General features: G+C 59.6%; 16 protein-coding genes and 1 riboswitch. Of the genes, 7 read left to right on the top strand and 9 right to left on the bottom strand.

The window, feature by feature from the left end:
- Window positions 1-529 precede the first annotated feature (529 nt).
- Both aceB and aceA read left to right on the top strand, forming a co-directional pair.
- The gene (gene aceB / locus BN1115_RS10785; RefSeq protein WP_042657147.1) at window positions 530-2,137 is read left to right on the top strand and encodes a malate synthase A; all 1,608 of its coding nucleotides are present in this window, start codon (window positions 530-532) and stop codon (window positions 2,135-2,137) included.
- A 75-nt stretch (window positions 2,138-2,212) separates the two neighbouring features.
- The gene (aceA, locus tag BN1115_RS10780; RefSeq protein WP_019446693.1) at window positions 2,213-3,526 is read left to right on the top strand and encodes an isocitrate lyase; all 1,314 of its coding nucleotides are present in this window, start codon (window positions 2,213-2,215) and stop codon (window positions 3,524-3,526) included.
- 118 nt (window positions 3,527-3,644) lie between these two features.
- On the opposite strand, the gene hda is transcribed toward aceA, so the two are convergent.
- The 3 genes from hda to upp all read right to left on the bottom strand — a co-directional run bounded on the left by hda (window position 3,645) and on the right by upp (window position 6,245).
- Window positions 3,645-4,346 (bottom strand): DnaA inactivator Hda, encoded by a 702-nt coding sequence (hda, locus tag BN1115_RS10775; RefSeq protein WP_021231044.1) that lies wholly within the window; start codon window positions 4,344-4,346, stop codon window positions 3,645-3,647.
- 102 nt (window positions 4,347-4,448) lie between these two features.
- Window positions 4,449-5,468 carry a DUF2066 domain-containing protein gene (locus BN1115_RS10770; protein ID WP_042657146.1) on the bottom strand — a complete coding sequence of 340 codons (1,020 nt, stop codon included), beginning with the start codon at window positions 5,466-5,468 and terminating at the stop codon, window positions 4,449-4,451.
- Window positions 5,469-5,618: 150 nt separating this feature from the next.
- Window positions 5,619-6,245, bottom strand: a complete 627-nt coding sequence (upp, locus tag BN1115_RS10765) for a uracil phosphoribosyltransferase (RefSeq protein ID WP_005334115.1) — start codon at window positions 6,243-6,245, stop codon at window positions 5,619-5,621.
- A 176-nt stretch (window positions 6,246-6,421) separates the two neighbouring features.
- On the opposite strand from upp, the gene purM reads away from it, so the two are divergent.
- Together purM and purN are read left to right on the top strand one after the other, a co-directional pair.
- Window positions 6,422-7,459 carry a phosphoribosylformylglycinamidine cyclo-ligase gene (gene purM, locus BN1115_RS10760; RefSeq protein ID WP_042657145.1) on the top strand — a complete coding sequence of 346 codons (1,038 nt, stop codon included), beginning with the start codon at window positions 6,422-6,424 and terminating at the stop codon, window positions 7,457-7,459.
- On the top strand, window positions 7,456-8,094 hold the full coding sequence (purN, locus tag BN1115_RS10755) for a phosphoribosylglycinamide formyltransferase (RefSeq protein WP_042657144.1): 639 nt from the start codon (window positions 7,456-7,458) through the stop codon (window positions 8,092-8,094). Before purM ends, purN begins: the two co-directional genes overlap by 4 nt.
- A gap of 109 nt (window positions 8,095-8,203) precedes the next feature.
- Here the strand turns inward: purN and BN1115_RS10750 are convergent, their stop codons facing one another.
- From BN1115_RS10750 to BN1115_RS10730, 5 genes are all read right to left on the bottom strand, one after another.
- Complete coding sequence (locus BN1115_RS10750; protein WP_005350685.1) at window positions 8,204-8,965, bottom strand: Nif3-like dinuclear metal center hexameric protein; 762 nt, start codon at window positions 8,963-8,965, stop codon at window positions 8,204-8,206.
- Between the two features lie 140 nt (window positions 8,966-9,105).
- Entirely contained in the window at window positions 9,106-10,449 is a 1,344-nt protein-coding gene (locus BN1115_RS10745; RefSeq protein ID WP_021231049.1) for a sigma-54-dependent transcriptional regulator, read from the bottom strand.
- 186 nt (window positions 10,450-10,635) lie between these two features.
- A complete protein-coding gene (locus BN1115_RS10740; RefSeq protein ID WP_005334126.1) occupies window positions 10,636-11,670 on the bottom strand; it encodes a sensor histidine kinase in 1,035 nt (344 codons plus the stop codon).
- 106 nt (window positions 11,671-11,776) lie between these two features.
- Entirely contained in the window at window positions 11,777-13,198 is a 1,422-nt protein-coding gene (locus tag BN1115_RS10735; protein WP_042057396.1) for a sigma-54 dependent transcriptional regulator, read from the bottom strand.
- 267 nt (window positions 13,199-13,465) lie between these two features.
- Window positions 13,466-14,344, bottom strand: coding sequence for a DUF2726 domain-containing protein (locus BN1115_RS10730; protein ID WP_042657143.1), 879 nt, complete (start codon window positions 14,342-14,344; stop codon window positions 13,466-13,468).
- A 197-nt stretch (window positions 14,345-14,541) separates the two neighbouring features.
- Between BN1115_RS10730 and BN1115_RS10725 the strand changes: the two genes are divergently transcribed.
- From BN1115_RS10725 to ppx, 3 genes are all read left to right on the top strand, one after another.
- A complete protein-coding gene (locus tag BN1115_RS10725) occupies window positions 14,542-15,057 on the top strand; it encodes a glycine cleavage system transcriptional repressor (RefSeq protein WP_033138700.1) in 516 nt (171 codons plus the stop codon).
- A gap of 74 nt (window positions 15,058-15,131) precedes the next feature.
- The gene (ppk1, locus tag BN1115_RS10720) at window positions 15,132-17,201 is read left to right on the top strand and encodes a polyphosphate kinase 1 (protein WP_042657142.1); all 2,070 of its coding nucleotides are present in this window, start codon (window positions 15,132-15,134) and stop codon (window positions 17,199-17,201) included.
- Window positions 17,191-18,681, top strand: a complete 1,491-nt coding sequence (ppx, locus tag BN1115_RS10715; RefSeq protein ID WP_042657141.1) for an exopolyphosphatase — start codon at window positions 17,191-17,193, stop codon at window positions 18,679-18,681. Before ppk1 ends, ppx begins: the two co-directional genes overlap by 11 nt.
- Before the next feature lie 60 nt (window positions 18,682-18,741).
- On the opposite strand, the gene mgtE is transcribed toward ppx, so the two are convergent.
- Window positions 18,742-20,085 (bottom strand): magnesium transporter, encoded by a 1,344-nt coding sequence (gene mgtE, locus BN1115_RS10710; RefSeq protein ID WP_042657140.1) that lies wholly within the window; start codon window positions 20,083-20,085, stop codon window positions 18,742-18,744.
- A 122-nt stretch (window positions 20,086-20,207) separates the two neighbouring features.
- Window positions 20,208-20,377: riboswitch (M-box (ykoK) riboswitch) on the bottom strand.
- Window positions 20,378-20,426 lie beyond the last annotated feature (49 nt).

Raw genomic sequence — 20,426 nt, 5'->3', positions numbered from 1 at the left:
CCCCCCGACAACTGATACAAACCTACGTTATTGCGCTTCACTTTCCATCACTGCAGCCGCTGGTGCCAACAGAGCCCGCATCACCACCACAAGTTTAAAACGCGTGTTCACCAACCAGACCTAGCAATAGCAAAACCTTCATTGCCACATTCAAACGCACTTCATACGGCTGTTTTGGCAAAGCCTGGAGTTAGGTCGGGATTTGTTTTTGCATTTGTAATTTTATTACGTAATAGGTTACAAAACGAGGGGTGGGGTAACGGCCCAAATTAGCCGTTGTCCGATGGGAAAAAGCAGGAGCATAACCATCTGCGTAGAGCTTTTATACCAATCCAATAAAACAATAAAAAACATAAACTTAACCATGGCGAGAAAACAGGCGTTTAAAAAAAACTGTTGACGTAATCAACAATATTTCGCACCTTATCAATCGTGTTATCCCGCTGTTACGGGAAGTTTGCAAGAACAGGGATTCGACTTTAGTCGTAGTTAGTAAGTTCAAAATGTAATTCTCAAAGGAGTGAACCTTATGTCGGCACCGGCTCAGACCCACTGCAGCGCCCGCCTTCGCATCCAGGGCGAGATGCTGCCCGAATACGCGCAAATTCTGACGCCGGACGCGGTGGCTCTGGTCTCCGAACTGGTGGAACGTTTTGCTCCCCAAAGAGGGGAATTGCTGAAACAACGTGTGGCACGTCAAGCCCGTATCGATGGCGGCGAGCTGCCGGACTTCCTGCCGGAAACCGCCCACATCCGTGAAGGTGACTGGACCATTCGCGGCATTCCCGCCGACCTGCAAGACCGCCGTGTGGAGATCACCGGCCCGGTCGAGCGCAAGATGGTGATCAACGCCCTCAACGCCAACGTCAAGGTGTTCATGGCGGACTTCGAGGACTCACTGGCCCCCGCCTGGAATAAAGTGATCGAGGGTCAAATCAACCTGCGCGATGCGGTCAACGGCACCGTCTCTTATACCAGTCCGGAAGGAAAGGCTTATACCCTGAACCCCAATCCGGCCGTCCTCATCTGCCGGGTGCGTGGTCTGCACCTGCCGGAAAAACATGTCACCTTCGATGGCGAGCCCATCCCCGGCGGCCTGTTCGATTTTGCCCTCTATTTCCTGCACAACTACCAGGCACTGCTTGCCAAAGGCTCGGGCCCCTACTTCTACGTGCCCAAGTTGCAAAGCCATCTGGAGGGGCGTTGGTGGAGCGAAGTGTTCGCCTGGACCGAGGACAAGTTCGGTCTGCCCCGTGGCACCATCAAGGCCACCGTGCTGATTGAAACCCTGCCGGCCGTATTCGAGATGGATGAGCTGCTCTATCAGATGAAGGATCACATCGTCGCCCTCAACTGCGGCCGCTGGGACTACATCTTCAGCTACATCAAGACCTTGAAGAACCATCCGGATCGCGTCCTGCCGGATCGTCAGGTGGTGACCATGGACAAACCATTCCTCTCCGCCTACTCGCGGCTGCTGATCAAGACCTGTCACAAGCGTGGCGCGCTGGCGATGGGGGGCATGGCCGCCTTTATTCCGGCCAAGGATGCCGCCGTCAACGAGCAGGTGTTTGCCAAGGTCAAAGCGGACAAGGAGCGCGAAGCCAACAACGGCCACGATGGCACCTGGGTTGCCCACCCCGGCCTCGCCGATACCGCCATGGCGGTGTTCAACGCCACCATGGCGGCTGGCGCCAAGAACCAGATCGGCGTGCTGCGCGAGCAGGATGCCCCCATCACCGCCGCCGACCTGCTGGCGCCCTGTGAGGGCGAGCGCACCGAGGCAGGGATGCGCACCAATATCCGGGTCGCCCTGCAATATCTGGAAGCCTGGATCAACGGTAACGGCTGCGTGCCCATCTACGGCCTGATGGAAGATGCCGCCACCGCCGAGATCTCCCGCACCTCCATCTGGCAGTGGATCCGCCACGGCAAGAGCCTGTCGAACGGCAAAGTGGTGACCAAGGAGCTGTTCCGCCAGATGTTGGCCGAAGAGCAGGAAGTGGTCAAAGCCGAGGTGGGTGCCGAGCGCTGGCAGGCTGGACGCTTTGCCGAGGCAAGCGAACTGATGGAAGAGATCACCTGCGCCGATACTCTGATCGATTTTCTGACGCTGCCCGGTTACGAGCGGCTCTGAACTCCGGGCCTCCCCAGCGGAGCCCGCCAATAACAAGTCAATGGAAACGTGAAATCAATGAAAGAGGGAACTGATATGGCACTGACCCGTGAGCAACAGATCCAGGCTATCGAGAAAGACTGGGCGGAAAACCCCCGCTGGAAAGGGATCAAGCGCGGCTACAGCGCCGAAGATGTGGTAAACCTGCGCGGCAGCTTGCAGCCGGTGCATACCCTGGCCCAACGCGGCGCCGACAAGCTGTGGGAACTGATCCACGGCGACGCCAAAAAAGGCTACGTCAACTGCCTCGGCGCCCTGACCGGTGGCCAGGCCGTGCAACAAGCCAAGGCGGGGATCGAAGCGATTTATCTCTCCGGCTGGCAAGTGGCGGCAGACAACAACTTGTCCTCCACCATGTATCCGGATCAGTCCCTCTACCCGGCCAACTCGGTGCCGTCCGTGGTGGAGCGCATCAACAACTCCTTCGCCCGTGCCGACCAGATCCAGTGGGCCAACAAGGTAGGGCCGCAGGATGAGGGCTTTATCGACTACTTCCTGCCCATCGTGGCCGATGCGGAAGCCGGTTTCGGCGGCGTGCTGAACGCCTTCGAACTGATGAAGGGGATGATTGAAGCGGGCGCTGCTGGCGTGCACTTCGAAGATCAGCTCGCTTCCGTCAAGAAGTGCGGCCATATGGGCGGCAAGGTGCTGGTACCGACTCAGGAAGCGGTGCAGAAGCTGGTTGCAGCCCGTCTGGCGGCCGATGTGTGCGGCACCACCACCCTGGTGATCGCCCGTACCGACGCCAACGCCGCTGACCTGTTGACCACCGATGCCGACCCGTACGATTCAGACTTCCTGACTGGCGAGCGCACTGCCGAAGGGTTCTACAAGGTACGTGCCGGTATCGATCAAGCCATCGCTCGCGGTCTGGCTTACGCCCCCTATGCCGACATGGTGTGGTGTGAAACCGCCAAACCGGATCTGGACGAAGCACGTAAATTTGCCGAAGCGATCAAGGCCAAGTTCCCGGATCGCATCCTGGCCTACAACTGCTCCCCGAGCTTCAACTGGAAGAAGAATCTGGACGATGCCACCATCGCCCGCTTCCAGCAGGCGCTCTCCGACATGGGCTACAAGTACCAGTTCATCACCCTCGCGGGTATTCACAACATGTGGTTCCACATGTACGAGCTGGCCTACCAGTATGCCCGTGGCGAAGGGATGAAGCACTACGTCGAGATGGTGCAGGAGCCGGAATTTGCCGCCGCCAGCCGTGGCTACACCTTCGTGGCGCACCAGCAAGAGGTTGGTACCGGCTACTTCGACAAGGTGACTACCGTCATTCAGGGTGGCCAGTCCTCGGTGACTGCGCTGACCGGATCCACCGAAGAAGATCAGTTCCACTGATAGGCAGAACTCTTTGAGAGAGTCCTTGAGATAGCAAAACCCCGGCTTGATGCCGGGGTTTCTTTTTATCTGCCATTCAAACAAAAGTCTGGCGCGAAACCGCACACTGTCGACAGGATCAGAGCTCGAGGATCTCTTTGACAAAGGGGATAGTGAGCTTGCGCTTGGCGCGAAATGAGGCGTTGTCGAGCTGATTGAGGGTGGTGAGCAGGGTGCGCATATCGCGGGAGAGTCGGTTGAGCAGGAAGCGGCCCACATCGATGGGCAATTTGAAGCCCCGCAGCTCGGCACGCAGCTGCAGGGCACTGAGCTTGCCTTCATCATCCAGCTCTTCGAGATGGAAACTGACACCCCAGTCGAGGCGCGAGGCGAGATCCGGCAGTTGCAGCCCCAGTTTGCGCGGTGCGCTGCAGCCGGTGACCACCAGCGTCCCCTCGCCCTTCTCCTGCCAGCGATTGTAGAAGTCGAACAGCGCCCGCTCCCACACGGCATTGCCGGCGATCGCCTCGAGGCTGTCGAGACAGACCAGCGGCAGGCTTTCGAGGGCATCGAGCATGCTGGGATCGAGCTGTTCAAACTGATCGAGGGAGAGATAGGCCGCCGCCGCATCGCGGGCGTTGACCTCGGCACAGGTGGCGTGGAGCAGATGAGAGCGTCCGGATCCCTTGGCCCCCCAGAAATAGAGGAAAGGCGATCCCTGACCGATGGCCGCGTTCTTGAGGGCGGTGATCAGATGAGCATTGGTGCCGGGATAAAAACTGACGAAGGTTTCATCATCCGGTAGTTGTACGGCTAAAGACAGTTGGGCCGGTTGCTTCACTCGTTGGGCTTTGACTGTGACATTTGTGGCTAAGTGTATCATCGCAAAGGCAGATAGAGAACCGCCCGGACAAGCCGGGCGGTCTACAAAAGCCTTATAAAATCAGGGCTGCGACCATTGGTAACGCAAACCGCTGCCATTATCGTCAACCTTGCGCAAACGACTCTCAAGCTGCAGTGCCCGTACCAGCTCGGCCTGATCCCCTTGCAGGGTGAAGTTGAAGGTGACCTGGTCCCCCTCCAGCTTGCCGATCGCCACCTTGCTGACGTTGGCCATCCCCTGCAGCATCTTCTGCACGGCGATCATGCTGTCCACTTCGGAGAGGCCATCCACCACCAGGGTCTGGCTGGTTGCCGGACCCGAAATGCGAGCACCGTAGTTTTTCACCAGCCAGGCCGCCAGGGTATCGGCAAACCCTTGCGCCACTTCGGCCTGAGTGCCGGTGCTATTGCCACGGGTCAGCTCGGCCACTTCACCGGCCGCTTTGGGGCCGTAGAGCCCCCAATCGATGCTCCACTTGTCACCTTCCGGTGTCAGCTTGCCCAACACCACCATCTCGGCGCCATAGCGCTGGCTTGCCTGCAAAATCGGGTCGGCAAAGCGTCCCCAGACGTCGGTGGCACTGACCGCCATGTTGTCATCGAGATCCATCAGCGGAATGCTGATGGGTAGCCCCAGCGTCTGGGCCTGCTCGCGCAAGGCTTGCGCCCAACCATCGCTGGATTGATCCGCCAGCAAGCGACGCTCCCCCTGATCCACCACCAGCCAGATCGCCATCTGGGGACGAGCCGGGCCAAGCAGGGCAAACTGGCTCTCGGAGACCAGGCTGTTGACCTTGTCACTCTTGAACTCGGCTTTCAGATACTTGACGGAGTCCTGATCCTGATAACCATAGCTTTTGACATAGTCGCCCGGGACCGCCAGCGCCTTGACCACCACCGGCTGGGTGAGGATGTCACGCTTGCCGGTCACCTTGATCAGCACCTGACCGAGAGCCTGCCCCTGAGCGGCCACCATGTCACCACTGGTCGGGGCCTTGCCCTGATAGAGGTCGGTCACCTGAGCGGCCGAGGCCATGAATGACAAGCCGCAGCAGAGGGCGGTCACAACACGTTTGAACATGAACAGAGTCTCGAAATGGGAGAGTGTGCTTATGGTAGCGGCAAGGCGCATCCTGCGGCAAGGCTGGCACAAGCGGCCACAAACAGCAGAGCCGGCGATGCGCCGGCTCCGATCACCCCTTCCACATGGGAAGCGGGTCAAGGCATTAACTTATTTGGTACCGAAGATCTTGTCGCCGGCATCGCCCAGACCCGGCACGATGTAGCCTTTCTCGTTCAGCCCTTGGTCGACAGAAGCGCAATAGAGCTCTACGTCAGGGTGAGCGGCTTCCAGCGCCTTGATCCCTTCCGGCGCGGCAACCAGTACCAGCACCTTGATGGATTGGCAGCCTTTCTTCTTCAGCAGATCGATAGTGGCGATCATGGAGCCGCCGGTGGCCAGCATCGGGTCAATGACCAGCGCCAGACGCTCTTCGATGTTGCTGACGATCTTCTCGAAATAAGGAACCGGTTGCAGGGTCTCTTCATCGCGGTAGATACCGACCACGCTGACGCGGGCACTCGGCATGTGCTCCAGCACGCCATCCATCATGCCAAGGCCGGCACGCAGGATAGGTACGACGGTTACCTTCTTGCCTTTGATCTGGTCAACTTCTACTGGCCCATTCCAGCCATCGATGATAACCTTCTCGGTTTCGAAGTCAGAGGTCGCTTCATAGGTCAACAAACTGCCCACTTCTTTGGCCAGTTCACGGAAACGCTTGGTGCTGATATCGCCTTCGCGCATCAGACCGATCTTGTGTTTGACCAGGGGGTGTTTGACTTCAACGACTTTCATTATTATCTCCTCTAACCTGCCGCAAAAAAATCGCGGAATCATACAACAAAAGCCACCGCTTGTAGAGCATTTCCGCGCAAAAACGCGCAAACGATTTCCTTTCTGGTTTTTCACCGCCACTGTTAGAATACGCCCCGAATTTTACCCTCCACTTCTTTACATGACGGGGAATACTCGTGACTGACAAAACCTCACTGAGCTACAAGGATGCTGGCGTAGATATCGATGCCGGCAATGCACTGGTTGAACGTATCAAGGGCGTGTCAAAGCGCACTCGTCGTCCTGAAGTCCTTGGTGGTCTTGGCGGCTTTGGGGCCTTGTGTCAAATCCCTGCGGGCTACAAGGAGCCGGTACTGGTCTCCGGTACCGATGGTGTGGGCACCAAGCTGCGGCTGGCCATCGACCTGAAGAAGCACGACACCGTGGGCATCGATCTGGTGGCCATGTGCGTCAATGACCTGATCGTACAGGGCGCCGAGCCGCTGTTCTTCCTCGACTACTATGCAACCGGCAAGCTGGACGTGGACACCGCGGCCGCGGTGGTCACCGGGATCGGTGCCGGTTGCGAGCAGTCAGGCTGTGCCCTGGTGGGCGGAGAGACCGCCGAGATGCCGGGTATGTATGAAGGGGAAGACTACGACATCGCCGGTTTCTGCGTCGGTGTGGTGGAGAAGAGCGAAATCATCGACGGCAGCAAGGTCGGTGAAGGGGATGCCTTGATCGCGCTGGCTGCCAGCGGCCCTCACTCCAACGGCTTCTCCCTGATCCGTAAAATTCTGGAAGTCTCCAAAGCCGACGTGCATCAGCCGCTGGGTGACACCACTCTGGCCAACGCCCTGCTGGAGCCGACCCGCATCTATGTGAAACCTGTGCTCAAGCTCATCAAGGAGTGCGAGATCCACGCCCTCTCCCACATCACCGGCGGTGGCTTCTGGGAGAACATCCCCCGTGTCCTGCCCGCCAACACCCAAGCGGTGATCGATGAGCAGAGCTGGCAGTGGCCGGCGGTGTTCAGCTGGCTGCAGCAGGCTGGCAACGTCACCCGTCACGAGATGTATCGCACCTTCAACTGCGGCGTCGGCATGATCATCGCCCTGCCCGCCAACCAGCTGGAGAAGGCGCTGACCCGGCTCAAGGCAGAAGGCGAGAACGCATGGCACATCGGTCATATCGCCAAGGCAGCAGACGGTGAGGAGCAGGTCGTCATCAAATGATGCGGATCCTCGTCCTAATCTCTGGCAGCGGCAGCAACCTGCAGGCGATCCTCGACCACTGCGCCAGCGGCAAGATTGCCGGTGAAGTGGTCGGCGTTATCAGCAACAAGGCCGATGCCTATGGTCTGGTTCGCGCCAAAGAAGCTGGCGTGGCGACCTCCATTCTGGCCCAGCAGCAGTTTGCCAGCCGGGAGGAGTATGACGCCGCCCTGCTGGCGCTGATGGCAGACTATCAGCCGGATCTGGTGGTGCTGGCCGGGTTTATGCGGATATTGAGCGGCGATCTGGTGCGCCATTTCGCTGGCAGGATGATCAATATCCACCCCTCCCTGCTGCCCAAGTATCAGGGCTTGCACACTCACCAGCGTGCTATCGACGATGGGGAGCGCGAGCATGGCGCCAGCGTCCACTTCGTCACCGAAGAGCTGGATGGTGGCCCGGTGATCCTGCAGGCCCGCGTGCCCATCTTTGAAGGGGACACGGCGGACGAGGTAGCGGCACGGGTACAGGCGCAGGAGCACAGCATCTATCCGCTGGTGGTACGCTGGTTCTGCGAAGGCAGGCTGCAGATGGTAGATGGTGCCGTGCAACTGGATGGCACCCTGCTGGACCCAGCAGGTTACGCCTGCGAGTAACCGCCAACAACTGCATGTCAGATACAACAAGGGAGGCTTAGGCCTCCCTTGTCATTTCTACCTACCGCACGATGGCAGCGGTTAGGTCGGATTACTCGGCCAAGCGACCCTACACCGGATTGTCGATATCGATAAAGGTCACATCCAGCCCGTGCACAGTCGCCAGCCACTCCCCCAGCGCCTTGACGCCGTAACGCTCGGTGGCGTGATGGCCCGCGGCGTAGAAGTGCATCCCCATCTCGCGGGCGGTGTGAATGGTCTGCTCTGAGGCTTCACCGGAGATAAAGGCATCGATGCCCTGCTCCGCCGCCAGATTGATGTAGCTCTGACCGCCGCCAGTGCACCAGGCCACGGAACGGATAAGCTCGGGGCCGGTATCGCCACAATAGAGTGGTTCACGGCCAAGGCGCTCGGCAATCAGCTTGGCAAAATCGCGGCCGCTCATCGGCTCTTCCAGCTTGCCCACCATGGCGACGCTCTTGCTGTTCCACGGCTCCAGACCGCGACGCACCTTGATGTCGAGCAGCTTGGCGAGCTGGGCGTTGTTACCCACCTCGGGGTGGACATCCAGCGGCAAATGGTAGGCAAACAGGTTGATATCGTGGGTCAGCAGGGTCTTGAGCCGACGCTGCTTCATGCCGGTGATCTGGGCCGGTTCACCGCTCCAGAAGTAGCCGTGATGGACCAGAATGGCATCGGCCTCGGCAGCCACGGCGGCGTCGATGAGCGCCTGACTGGCGGTGACACCGGTCACCACCTTGCGAATACGCTCACGCCCCTCCACTTGCAAGCCGTTGGGGCAATAATCCTTGATGGCGTGCGGTTCGAGCAGATGGTTCAGTACGGTTTCGAGTTTTCGATGAGAGATCATAGGGGTCCCTTATTAAGGCTCGGTCCCCTGCTTTACCAATAAAAACAGGGCCCAGGCTCAAAGCGCCAAGGGCCCCATGATAATCGAGCCGGGCCATCAAGACCATGACAGCCCCCACACAGTGCGGTTTCCCACATGCCTCAGGCTGGCAGGTCGATCCCCGCCTCCCGCATCTGGGCCAGTTTGTATCGCAGGGTGCGCGGGCTGATGCCGAGTCGGTCGGCCACCGCCTTGCGGCTGCCGTTACAATCTTGCAGGGTGTCGAGGATGATCTGGTGCTCCTGCTGCTTGAGCTCGCTGCCGAGGCGATCGCCACCATAGCTGCGCTCCACGCTGACAAACTCCATCTCCTGCTCATCCAGCTCCTCCAGAATGAGGTGGTCACAATCAATGACCCCGTCGGGGCTGAGGATCAGGGCGCGCTGTACCACGTTGTCCAGCTCCCGCACATTGCCGGGCCAGGGATGGGCCAGCAGTCGTTCCCGCGAGGCATCTGTCAACTGTGGGGTCGGTAACCCCTGCTGACTGGCATGAAGCGCCAGCAGGTGCTCCGCCAGCGGCAGAATGTCACCGGGCCGCTCGCACAGGGCAGACCAGCGCAGCGGAAAGACGTTGAGGCGATAGTAGAGATCTTCGCGGAACAGGCCATCCTGCACCGCTTTTTTCAAATCCCGGTTGCTGGTGGCGATGACCCGCACATCCAGCGGGATCATCTTGCGACTGCCGAGCCGCTCCACCTCTTTCTCCTGCAACACCCGCAGCAACTTGGCTTGCAGCCCCTGATCCATCTCGGTGATCTCGTCAAGCAACAAAGTGCCCCCCTGCGCCTGCTCGAACTTGCCGGGGCACCCCTGCACCGCACCGGTGAAGGCGCCCTTCTCGTAGCCAAACAGGGTCGCCTCCAGCATGTTTTCCGGAATGGCGGCGCAGTTGATGGCGACAAAGGGCTGCTCGGCGCGGCTGGAGTTATCGTGAATGTAACGGGCCAGCACCTCTTTCCCCGTCCCGCTCGGGCCGGTCACCATCACGGTCGCTTCGCTTCTGGCCACCCGGGTCGCCAGCTGGAACAGCTCGGCAGTTTTGGGGTCCCCATAAACCACGGCGCGCTTCTCCACCTTCTGGGCGGGCACATAGCGGCTGACCTGATTGAGCAGCACCTCCGGCGAAAATGGCTTGGCCAGATAGTCGATGGCCCCTTCACGCATGGCGCGCACCGCGCCGTCGATGTTGGCGTAGGCGGTCATCAGCAGCACGGGTATCTGCGGATATTGCTGGCGGATGGTAGCCAGCAGGGTGAGGCCGTCCATCCCCCCCATCTGGATATCGGAGATCACCATGTCAAACGGCTGACGGGAGAGCGCCAGCAAAGCCCGCTCGCCGCTGTCCGCTTCACGGCACTCATAACCGCCGAGCAAAAGGGTATCCACCAGCGCTTCGCGCAGGCCATTGTCATCTTCAACTACCAGGATCCTGGCCTGTGTCATGCTACACCTCCCACAGCCAACAGCTCTAGCTCATCGACATTAATCGCCAACGGCCAGCTGGCCCCGGCTAACAACCTGGATCCGATATGGGTCATGCTACACCTCCCACAGCCAACAGCTCTAGCTCATCGACATTAATCGCCAACGGCCAGCTGGCCCCGGCTAACAACCTGGATCCGATATGGGTCATGCTACACCTCCAAGCTGCACCGGTTGCTGATGCAGGGGGAACGACAGAGTAAAGCAGGTGCCCTCACCGGGAACCGAGGCCACACCGACCTCCCCCTGATGGGCACGCACTACAGATTGCACCACCGCCAGCCCCAGGCCAGTGCCCTGGGAGCGAGTGGTAAAGAAGGGTTCGAATACCTGACCGAGCTGATGGGAAGGGATCCCCTTGCCATTATCGATAACCCGCATCTCCACCCGGGCGCCACTGCGCACCGCGCTGACCAAGAGTGACGTGGCCCCCGCCTGTTGAGCATTGGCAATCAGGTTGTTGATGGCCCCCGCCAGCGCACTGCTGTTGGCCAGCAGACAGAGATCGGGCTCCGGCGCCTCCATGTGCAGCTCGCAGCCCTGCTGCTGGCAGAAAGCCTCGGCACCAGCCTGCACTTCGGCCAGCAGCCCTTGTACCGAGATGGGGGTGACCACCTGATTGTCGCCGTTGCGGGCAAACAGCAGGATGTCGTTGATCTGCTTCTCCAGATCCTGCAAACGGGCCATCAGCTTTTGCTGAAACTGAGTGCGGGATTCCGGCTTGAGGGTGCGGTTAGCCAAGTTGGCGGCATAGAGCATGGCGGCGGAGAGCGGAGTGCGGATCTGGTGGGCGAGCGAGGCCGCCATATTGCCCAGCGCCGACAGCCGCTTCATATGGTTGATGCGGTCTTGCAGCTTGCGGGTTTCGGTCAGGTCGTTGATAAAGACCAGCTGACCGGGCTGATCCGGCAGCGGTTGGGTCGAGAGCTGCACCCGACGCCCGTCGCGCAGGGAGATTTCGTGGCCATCATCCTCGCGCGGCTCGAAGCAGCGGGCAATGATGTGGCGCCAGAGCTCCCCTTCCAACGGCTCCCCCAGCAGGGAGATGGCCGCCGGATTCGCGCGGGTGACCACCCCGGCCCCATCAAGCAGCAACACCCCGGTGGGGAGCGCCTTGAAGATGGCATAGAGCTGGCTCACTTCGTGGGACTGGAGTGGCATGTCCTGCTGCTGGATTGTCATAAACCTGACCTCAAACTGGCTATTGGGTCAGGTTATTCAATTTCCATGCCACTAAATTATGTGAATTAAAACAATAAATTGCGTGTTGGCGTCAAGGCTTTGACCCTTAGACGTCCTTGCTCATCCCGTACTTTTTCATCTTCTCCACCAAGGTGGTACGGCGCATGCCGAGCAGATCGGCGGCGCGGGCCACGACCCCGTCCTGAGACTCCAGCGCCTGACGGATCAGTTCCACTTCGAGGTCGGCCAGCATCTCTTTGAGGTTGACCCCCTCCTCCGGCAACTGCATGGTGCGGGCCGAGGCGAGGGAGTGATCCAGCTCGGGCGGCTCCTGGAATACCGCCGCCAGCGCATCGCGCTCATCCATCTCGGTCAGCCGCTCATCACGCGGCTCGCTCGGCAACAGGCGATAACGGCTCGGCAGGTCGGCCACATCGACAATCTGGTGCGGGTAGAGGATCAGCAGCCGCTCCAGCAGGTTGGAGAGCTCGCGCACGTTGCCGGGCCAGGGGTACTGCATCAGCGACTCCAGCGCCCGCTGGGTCAACCGGATAAAGCCGTGGTGCTGCTCGGCATGGCGGTTGAGCAGCTCCTGCAGCAGCAACGGAATGTCGTCGATGCGATCTCGCAGCGGCGGCGTCTCAATCGGGAATACGTTGAGGCGGTAGTAGAGATCTTCACGGAAACCCTGGGTGCGGATCATCGCCTCCAGATCCCGGTGAGTAGCCGCGATGATGCGCACATCGGCCTGAATGGGTTTGCCGCCACCGACCCGGTCGAACAGCCGCTCCTGCAGCACCCGCAGCAGTTTGACCTGCATCGGCATTGGCATGTCGCCGATCTCGTCGAGGAACAGGGTGCCCCCCTGCGCCAGCTCGAAGCGACCGCGACGAGCCGCGATGGCGCCGGTAAACGCCCCCTTCTCGTGACCGAACAGTTCGCTCTCCAGCAGCTCGGCGGGAATAGCGCCACAGTTGATGGGCACGAAGGGGCCACTGCTGCGGGAAGAGAGTTCGTGGATAGCGCGAGCCACCACCTCTTTACCGGTGCCGGACTCGCCGAGGATCAGCACGTTGGCATCGGTCTCGGCCACCTGGCTGATGAGCCGACGCACCTCCTGGATCCCCTTCCCTTTGCCCACCAGCAAGCGCAGCAGGGCCTGACCCTTGTCATGGGTCTGCTGACGGGGATGCAAGGAGACAAACGCCTGACAGAAGTGCAGATGACGGGTGAGGGATTCATAGGTAAAGGGCGAGAGCGCGACCCCGATAAAGTTGCTGTTGGGCAGATCGGCCTCAACCAGCGAGAGGAATGGCGTGCGAGGGAAGGCAGCCAGCAGCTCTGACAAGGGACGGTCGGTCAGTTCACCCACCAGCACCCCTTGCAGCGGACCCGAGGATTCGATGGCCACATCCAGATCGCTTTGCGCCACCTCTTGCCACGGGATCCCCATAAACGAGAGCACGGTTCCCAACTGCTGGCGCCGCTGCGCATCGGCATCAACAATCAACACGCCCATCTCCACCATATCCATTCCTCGCGATGTCCTGATCTAACTTATTGTTTTATTGGGCCATAAAACGCGGCTGGGCGATGTCATGACCGGCACAAAGTGCCAAAATTCCGACACATTGTCAAAAATTGTCGTATTCAGGCTAAGTGTATCGACAGAAACGGGAGATTAGATAAATTTTGCCGAGGAATTTTCTGCATGCAGCGCCGCCCATAAACGCCGCCCATCGCACAAAGAAAACTGCCCTCGTCAGAGGGCAGCATGCGACACGGTGAGGGGCACTCAGTGGTGATTATGGTGGTGCGGCGCCGCGTAACGACACTCGGGAAAACGGCTGCAGGCCAGAAAGAGTCGACCGGCGTGGGGGCCTTTTTTCGCCTCCCGCTCCACCAGCGGCGCATCGCAGCGGGGGCAGTGGTGTACCTCGTGCACTTCATCATCCTCCACGTCGGCGAACAGGCCATCGACCAGCTCACCCTCACTCTGTGGCATCTCCACCATCCCCCTGGAGTGGATGGCAGGCTCGTGGAACGACGTGGGCGAGATGGCCTCGGCATGGGCAGTACGGCCACGCATCCCGGCACCGACATCCACGCCGTCCAGCAGCAGAGGGTTGAACGTCGGCTCGCGACGCGCCCCGAGCGGCAGATCCTCTGCCAGCGGTTCGCTGGTTTTGACCAGCAGCGGCAGGATCTGTTCGCGCAGCTCTTCCACCAGATAGCTGGCACTTGCCGGGATCTGCAGCAACGGCAGACCGGCGCTGTCGCAGGCGGTTTTCAGAAAGAGATCCCGCGCCTTGCGCTTCTGGTGACGGTGAGAGCTGTCATCAAGCTCGATGGCACAGATAAAGGAGAGATCCGCGGGGTGGCAAAGCAGATAGTCGAAATGCTTGGCACTGATCTTGTTGAAGTGCTGCTGCCATTTGCTTTTGCCGATCCCGGCCTGCGGCGTCAGCACATCGGCCACCCGCACTTTGGCAAAGACCCGGGCCTTGTCACCCACCGCCAGATCCAGCACCCCGAGAAACGATCGCTCGGCGGGGCTGAACAGGGTCTCCTGCACATCATAAGGCAGGCGCTTTTGCTGTCTGCCTCTGTTCCAGAAGATCGCCAACACAAGCAGCGCCAGCAACAGCAATCCCGATACGACAAGGGTATTCATGAAAGCACGATCCAGTTCACAACACGAAAGGGGAACCACTTTACCACAGCCGCCACGGAGCAAGGCAGCAGACAAGCGTATGGAAAGTGTAAAAGTCCCGTCTTTTTATCTATTTGCCCGCAGGCGGGGGTTCATATGACCAGCCACAGCAGGCACAATGGGGATCGAGCCAGAGTTCCAATTTCAAGGAGAGCAGGATGCAAAAGCAATTGGTGGTCACCGTGATCGGTGCAGACAAACCCGGGATCGTCGAGAGTCTGGCGGCCGTCATCAGCCGCGAGCAGGGCAACTGGCTGGGCAGTGCCATGAGCGAACTGGCGGGCCAGTTTGCCGGTATCCTCCATGTCTCCGTGCCCGATGAGCACTATCGCAGCCTGTGTGAAGCGCTGGCCCTGCTGCCGGGTCTGACCATCAGCTTTGCCGAAGGCACACCCACTGCCGAACCGGCCCATCAGGTGATGATGACAGTGACCGGCAACGACCGCCCCGGCATCGTCCACGAAGTGGCCAGCATCCTGCGCCAGCTCGAGATCAACGTGGCCGATCTCACCACCGGCTGTGAACCGGCCCCCCACTCCGGCGCCCCGCTCTTCTATGCCCACGCGCTGGTTGCCCTGCCCGATGGGCTCGCCATGGATGACCTGATCACCGCGCTGGAGTCCCTCTCCGATGATCTGGTGGTCGACATCGACGAGGCGTTCAGCGAGCAGTAACCATCTTGTCATTTATTTGTCATATATTAACGCCATAACTGCCGCGCAGACGCGACCTGAAACAGAGGCACAACATGAGCACCGACAAGCTGTATGAAGAGAAAGAGCTGAGCTGGCTCTCATTCAATGAACGGGTGTTGCAAGAGGCAATGGACAAGACGGTGCCCCTCATCGAGCGGGTCCGTTTTCTGGGGATCTTCTCTTCCAACCAGGATGAGTTTTTCAAGGTACGGGTGTCGGACGTCAAGCGCCGTATTCTGATCAACGAAGTACATGGCGGCGACGATGAAGCCAAGGTACTGCTGCGCGCCATCCAGCAGAAGGTGATGACGCTCGGTGAGGCATTCGACAACACCTACAAGGAGTTGTTGATTGCGCTGGCCCGCCACAACATCTTCCTGGTCAACGAGAACCAGCTTTCCGAGGCGATCCAGAAGTGGTTGCGGGTCTTCTTCAAGGAGAAGGTGCTGCGCCACATCATCCCGATCCTGCTCAACAAGGAGGTCAATCCGGTCAAGTTCCTCAAGGATGAGTACACCTATCTGGCCGTCGAGATGAAGAAGAACGGTCAGGTGATCCAGTACGCCCTGGTGGAAGTGCCGACCGATGACCTGCCCCGCTTCTTCCAGTTGCCGCCGGAAGGAACCCGGCGCAAGAAGCAGATCATCATTCTGGATAACGTTATCCGCTTCTGTCTCGACGAGATCTTCAAGGGCTTCTTCGACTACGACGAGATTGCCGCCTACGCGGTGAAGCTGACCCGGGATGCCGAATACGGACTCTCCGACCAGCTGGACTTGAGTCTGCTGGACAAGATGAGTGACGGCTTGAAGCAGCGTCTCACCGCCATGCCGGTGCGCTTCGTCTACGAGCGGGAGATGCCCGCCGCCATGATAAGCTTCCTCAAGCTCAAGCTGCAGATCAGCAGCTACGACGCCATCATGCCGGGCGGACGCTACCACAACTTCAAGGATTTCATCGGCTTCCCCAACGTGGGCCGTGACTATCTGGAAAACCCCAAGTTGCCAGCGCTGGATTGCCGCGATTTCGACGGCTTCGTCAACGCCTTCGATGCCATCACCAAGCAGGATATTCTGCTCTACTACCCGTACCACAAGTTCCACCACTTCACCGAGCTGGTGCGCCAGGCAGCGTTCGATCCGGCGGTGAGTGCCATTCGCATCAATATCTACCGGGTGGCCAAGAAGTCGCGCATCATCCACTCCCTCATTGATGCCGCCAACAACGGCAAGAAGGTGACCGTGGTGGTCGAACTGCGCGCCCGTTTCGATGAAGCGGCCAACATCGACTGGGCCAACATCCTCACCGATGCCGGGGTCAAGGTGGTGTTCGGGGTACCGAGCCTCAAGATCCACTCCAAGCTCTGCCTCATCACCCGCCACGAAAATGGCGAGCCGGTGCGCTATGCCCATATCGGCACCGGCAACTTCAACGAGAAGACCGCCAAGATCTACACCGACTTCTCGCTGCTGACCCGCAATCCGGATATCACCGCCGAAGTGGAGGGGGTGTTCGAATACATCGAATATCCGTATCGGCGCTACAAGTTCAACCACCTGCTGGTCTCCCCCATCAACAGCCGCCGTCAGCTCTATCGTCTCATCGATAACGAGCTCTCCAACGCCAAGGCGGGTCAGCCGAGCGGCATCATCCTCAAGATCAACAATCTGGTGGACAAGGATCTCATCAACCGGCTCTATGCCGCCGGTCAGGCGGGGGTGCCAATCCAGATGATCATCCGTGGCATGTGCGCCCTGCGTCCGGGCGTACCGGGCCTCAGTGACAACATCAAGGTGATCAGCATCATCGACCGCTTCCTTGAACACCCGCGGGTGATGGTGTTCCACAACAAGGGCAACCCCCAGCTCTATATCTCCAGCGCCGACTGGATGAGCCGCAATATCGACGGCCGGATCGAGGTGGGTACACCCATTTATGATGAGCGCCTCAAGCAGCGCATCATGGATATTCTCGAGCTACAACTGAGTGATACCTGCAAGGCGCGGGTGATCGATGCCGACCAGAAGAACGAGTATGTGAAGCGGGGCAACCGCCGCAAGATCCGCTCTCAGGTGGCGATTTACGACTATCTCAAACGTATCGAGTCAAACAATGGACAATAGTCTCTATGCCGCCGTGGATCTCGGCTCCAACAGTTTTCACATGGTGATCGCTCACCTGAGCGAAGGACGTTTTCGCATCGTCGATCGCATCAAGGAGCGGGTGCGTCTGGCCGAGGGGATGGATGAGCAGAAACGAATGAGCCCGGAGGCGATGGAGCGCGGCCTCGCCTGTCTGTCACTGTTTGCCGAGCGGCTCACCAATATCAAGCCGGACCAGATCCGCATCGCTGGCACCTACACATTGCGCCGCGCCAGCAATGCCCGCGAATTCGTCAGCGAAGCGGCCAAGGTGCTCAACCACCCCATCGAGATCATCAGCGGGCAGGAGGAGGCGCGCCTCATCTATCAGGGGGTCGCCCATACCCAGCACATCGAGGGTCAGGTGCTGGTAGTCGATATCGGCGGCGGCAGCACCGAGCTCATCATCGGTGAGGGGTTTGATCACAAGGCCCTGACCAGCCGCAAGATGGGGTGTGTCAGCTTTACCCAGAGCTTCTTTGCCAGCGGCAAGCTGAGCGAGAAAAACTTCAGCAATGCGGTGCTGGAGGCGCAGCACCAGCTCGCCCCCATCATCAACCAGTATCGCAAGCTGGGCTGGCAGAGCTGCCTTGGCAGCTCCGGCTCCATTCGTACCGTGCGCGATGTATTGCAGGGCGAGGGCTGGACCGATGGCAGCATCACCCTCGCGGGCTTGGAACATCTCAAGGCCGTCATGATTGAGCGCAAGCGGGTCGATAACCTCAAGCTGGCGGGGCTCACCGAAGAGCGCCAGGAGGTGTTTGCCGCCGCGGTCGCCATCCTGCTCGGACTGTTTACCTCACTGCCCATCGAGCGACTGGACTACTCTGACGGCGCCCTGCGTGAAGGGCTCCTTTACGAGTTCGAGGAGCGCTTGCAGCACCACGATATCCGCGAGCGCACCGCACAGGCGCTGGGCACCCACTACCGGATGGACCGCAAACAAGCCGCCCGGGTGGAACAGAGCGTGCTGACCCTGTTCGATGCCTTGCAAGAGCCGTGGCAGATGGAAATAGAGCCCTATCGCGCCATCCTCGGCTGGGCGGCGCGGCTGCACGAAATTGGCCTTGCCATCAACTACAGCGGTATCCATCGTCACTCCGCCTATATCCTGCAACACACCGACCTGCCCGGCTTCAACCAGGACGATCAGGCCCTGCTGGCGGCGCTGGTACGCTTTCAGCGCAAGGGGCTCAAGCTCTCCGAGCTGCCGCCCCTGCCCAACCACGACCTGCAAACGGTGCTGCGCTGCATCCGCATTCTGCGCCTAGCGGTGGCCGCCCACCACAAGCGCCAGGACAACCTGCTGCCGGAGTGGAAAGTCGCAGTGCAAGGCGATCAGCTGGTCGTGACCCTGCCGATCGACTGGTGCGAGGATAACCGTCTCTTGATGCAGAATCTGGAGAAGGAGCATCGTTATTGCCAGGAGCAAGGCTGGCCACTGTTGTTCCAGCTCGGCTAAACCGGAAAGATAAATGCAAAAGGCAGCCCACTGGCTGCCTTTTGCATATCAATCTGCCCGTTACTGCAACTCGGGCAACAACCACTTGGCCATCTCGAAGTAGATGATAAGGCCGGTACCATCCACCAGCGTCGCGATGAACGGTGCGGAAACTACAGCCGGGTCAATCCGGAAACGGCGCAGCACCATGGGAATGATGGACGCGACCGTGGCACTCCAGAGCACGATGGCGATGATGGTAAAGGTCACCACCATACCGATCTGGGGGCCAACCCCCAGACTCCAGGCCCGGATCCAGGCCGCAACCGCAATGGCCGCAGAGATAAGCAGACCGGTGGAGAGCTCCTTTTTCAGCACGGTGCCGAGATTGCGCAGACTCACCTCTCCGACCGCCATGGCACGAACTATGGTGGTGGTGATCTGGGTGCCACTGTTACCACCGGTACCGATCAGCAAGGGGATAAAGAACGCCAGCGCGATGGCGGCCTCCAGCTGCTCCTCAAAGGCCCGCAGCACGGTGCCGGTATAGGCTTCCGCCACAAACAGGATCAGCAGCCAGCCCACCCGCTTGCGCCATAGCTGCCAGGGCGTCGCCTGCAGGTAAGGGGTATCGAGCGGCGATGAGCCACCCTGCATCTCGGCATCCTCGGTGGATTCGAGCTCCAGGATATCAGCCGCATCGTCGACATGGAAAATACCGACCAGTCGTCCCTGATCCTCGACCGGCAATACCGACAGGTCGCGGTCAATCAGCAAGCGCGCTGCCAGCTCCTGATCCGCACGGGCGTTGATCCGCACTGTCTCCCGATCCATCAGGCTTGCCACGCTGGCCAGCGGGTCAGCGATCAGCAGAGTCTTGAGAGAGAGGCTCCCTTGCAGACGGCCATCCCCGTTGACCACATAGATGTGGCGAAACAGCTGGGCATTGTCCCAGGCATCGTGGATCAGCTGTTTGGCATGCCCGACCGTGTCCTCCTCCCGCACCGCAAGATATTCGTGGCGCATGTTGGCTCCCACCGACTCGGTGGGCCAATCCAGCAGGGAGTAGTACATGGCCTGAGCCTGGGTCGGGAAGCGAGCCAGTAACATGGTGCGATCCTGACGGCTCAATTTGCGCAGGATGGCCACCATCTCGCGACGGGGAATGGCCTCCTGCAACACGCTGACAATGCTGCCATGCAGCCGCTGCAACAGGCGACCGGCACTCTCGGCAGAGAGTGAGCCAAGCAGCTCTGTACCTTGCGGTGCAGGTAGCGTATCAAAGACACAGTTGAGCTCTTCTGGCCGCAGGGTCAGCAGTTGATCGGCGCGCTGAACCGGATCCAGATTGGACTCCAGCCAGCCCTGCAGGGCAGCCAGATCGAGCAGTTGGTGACGGTTAAGAATGGTATGTGTTTTCTTCATCACAGATATCCTCATGTGATTTCAGGCGAACCTGAATGCTTCCGGAAACAGCCGGATGCAACGACAAGAAAACAGCAATTTGATTGACGAGTAATAGGCAGGAAATGACGCCGTTCGGCGTGTCATCATCCCCACGTACCAGCTTTAGCACTGTATAACGTATCCGGCATGCCGGAAGCCACTTGGGTTTACACCTTAATCCGATGAAAACTGTCCTGATCTTGGGCGTCTCTGGACGTCGTGAGATCAGTGGCCTGTGTTTATACAGGAGCCTCGCCTAACGAGATGCTGCAAATAATTCGCACAACCCTCTGTTGTGCGGGCGGCATGATTATCCAATA

This window comes from Aeromonas allosaccharophila, assembly GCF_000819685.1.
In the GTDB taxonomy this organism is placed as follows: Bacteria; Pseudomonadota; Gammaproteobacteria; order Enterobacterales; family Aeromonadaceae; genus Aeromonas; species Aeromonas allosaccharophila.
The sequence above is the reverse complement of the archived record's forward strand: the minus strand, read 5'-3'. Positions and strand labels throughout refer to the sequence as shown.